The following is a 2,183-nucleotide window of genomic DNA, read 5'->3' on the forward strand; positions in this document are numbered from 1 at the left end:
GTTCCGTATCGGCGGCGATCAGTGAAGATGCGTGACCAAGGAAGATCGCCGCCGATACGGTACGTCGTCGCCGGTCGTGCAAGCAAAGGGTAAAACGTCGCATCGCCAACACGAGTATGAATTGATCGAGGAACCGTCAACGTTGGATTAGGTCTCGGTCGCAGTGAGTGATTGACGTGCATGCGAAGTCAAGAGCAATAGTTCGGTTTGATCGGCAAGGATTTCATGCGTTGGTTGTGCCCCGCAGGGCGCGAGGCTGGCAGCAAGTGTCCGCGGCTCAGTCGGATAACGGTATGCATCACCGAGGTGGCGGGATTTGACGTGCAAGCAGAGAGAAAAGCGTGCGGCCGCCACTCCGGTGCATGCAATGGTTATCCGCGATGCACCATTGCGATGCGAAACGTCAGCGCGGACTCTGTCCACGTGGGTGGACCCGTGGAAGTGTGATCGTAGTAAAGTGCGGTCAGTCATGCAAGTTTCGTGATCGGTCCTGTCAACGACGATTGAGTGCAGAGTACAGACAGGAGATTGGGAACAATGCAAGCACGCCAATACCCAGTGCAGAGTAGAACCGCAGGGCGTCGGCGTCAGCATTGTTCGCGAAACCAGATGTCCAGCGTTGGCGGGCGACGGCGAGGCATGTGACCGTCGCGATGCCGATCACGCCGTATGCTGTAAGTCGTGTTCGTTGTGTCATGTGCTTTCAGTCGGATAACGGTAAGCATCACCGAGGTGGCGGGATTTGACGTGCAAGCAGAGAGAAAAGTGTGCGGCCGCCACTCCGGTGCATGCAATGGTTATCCGCAATGTACCACTGAATATGGCCGTCAGCGCGGACTTCGTCCCCTTGGGTGACAATCACCGTGTTAAAATCCTAGCAAAGAGTGGTCGGTCAAGCAAGTTTTGGTGGGCAGCGATAAATCGAGAACCCGAAGACAGGCGTTGGTTGATGCCACGCAGTGCATCCGGCACTTCAGCATTGATTGAGCATTGAAATTCGGGCGTCGGTTGATGCCCCGCAGGGCAGTCTGGACTTGAGTATTGATCGAGCGTTGGGGGCAGAGCGGATTTGGTTGAGCATGGGTTGTGCCCCGCAGGGCGCGAGGAAGGCAGCAAATGTCCGCGGCTCAGTCGGATAACGTCCGGGATCACCGGGTACGGAGAGTAAAGTCAACCATCAGAAAAAGCGTGCAAGCCGTACTCCGGTGCATCCCATGGTTATCCGCACATGGGAATTGGGATCGGCGACGTTAGTACCAGTAATTACAAAGACAAGAAAAAACCACACCAAACTAGAAAAATAAGAATCACCGGAACGTGAATGATCGCGCAAAGCTTGCTGAGACGATGATTGTGCAGCAGTGCGTATATGGCAATCGTGGTCGATATCGTAAGCAAGACAAAGCATACGAAGCTGAACACCAAAAGAAACAAAACCATAAGTGGTGCCGCGCCGTAAAGCCCATCGGTCCTTTCCAGCAAACTGTAACCGGCCACAGCTACGGCGACTATGAGCAATAGAATTCCAGCTGCGAGTAACGGTAAGGTAGCTGAACGCGTCTCTCTTGCCGTCAAATCGGCTTTAAATGCACTTGAGGGTTCTATAGAACCGGCGATGGACAGGGCAAATGCAGACCGGGTGGTTGCTTTACTAAGCAATGCGATCGACCATAAGCCGAAGGGGACGCCCAGAACGAAGAAGGGCAAGATACCCGGAATGCAAGAAAGTATCGCCGCGGCCCATCCCATCCGGTATGACTTCAGATGTCCCATCCGGGCAGAGCCAATGCAGATTACGATCAGAATGGCAAATTTAAGGACGGCGACGGCAAGCCCCCAGGGGTCCACGTCGATTGGGACGCCACGTGCAAACCGAAAATAAAGCGAAATTATCCGGATCGCCCAGAAAACCAAGCCGATTGAAGCCATAACGACGAGCGCGGTCGCGGGGCGCGAAAGCCGCTGCCGCGCAGTGATTGTCACACTTGACGAGGGGAAGTCGTCAGCGACCGGCGGTTGGTGTAGGCCCTGCAATGTTAGCTCGTTGGAGTGCATTAGTCGGATAACGGTATGCATCACCGAGGTGGCGGGATTAGACGTGCAAGCAGAGAGAAAAGCGTGCGGCCGCCACTCCGGTGCATGCAATGGTTATCCGCAAAGCACCGTTGCGATGCCGTCGGCAA

Annotated in this window: 4 protein-coding genes; all 4 read right to left on the bottom strand. The window is 54.9% G+C overall.

Annotated features, from left to right (window positions below; translation table 11 throughout):
- Positions 1 to 147 precede the first annotated feature (147 nt).
- Positions 148 to 471, bottom strand: coding sequence for a hypothetical protein (locus RC85_RS28040; protein ID WP_162273299.1), 324 nt, complete (start codon positions 469 to 471; stop codon positions 148 to 150).
- Between the two features lie 22 nt (positions 472 to 493).
- Positions 494 to 697, bottom strand: a complete 204-nt coding sequence (locus tag RC85_RS27275; protein WP_149753527.1) for a hypothetical protein — start codon at positions 695 to 697, stop codon at positions 494 to 496.
- A gap of 27 nt (positions 698 to 724) precedes the next feature.
- Entirely contained in the window at positions 725 to 862 is a 138-nt protein-coding gene (locus RC85_RS28045; RefSeq protein WP_162273300.1) for a hypothetical protein, read from the bottom strand.
- A gap of 401 nt (positions 863 to 1,263) precedes the next feature.
- Complete coding sequence (locus tag RC85_RS25460; protein ID WP_162273301.1) at positions 1,264 to 1,983, bottom strand: hypothetical protein; 720 nt, start codon at positions 1,981 to 1,983, stop codon at positions 1,264 to 1,266.
- Positions 1,984 to 2,183: the final 200 nt, after the last annotated feature.

This window comes from Rubripirellula obstinata, from assembly GCF_001642955.1.
Classification (GTDB): Bacteria; Planctomycetota; Planctomycetia; order Pirellulales; family Pirellulaceae; genus Rubripirellula; species Rubripirellula obstinata.

Excerpts from the sequence above, each read along its gene's own strand:
- RC85_RS28040 (WP_162273299.1), bottom strand. The coding sequence starts at position 471 with ATGACTGACCGCACTTTACTACGATCACACTTCCACGGGTCCACCCAC.
- RC85_RS27275 (WP_149753527.1), bottom strand. The coding sequence starts at position 697 with ATGACACAACGAACACGACTTACAGCATACGGCGTGATCGGCATCGCG.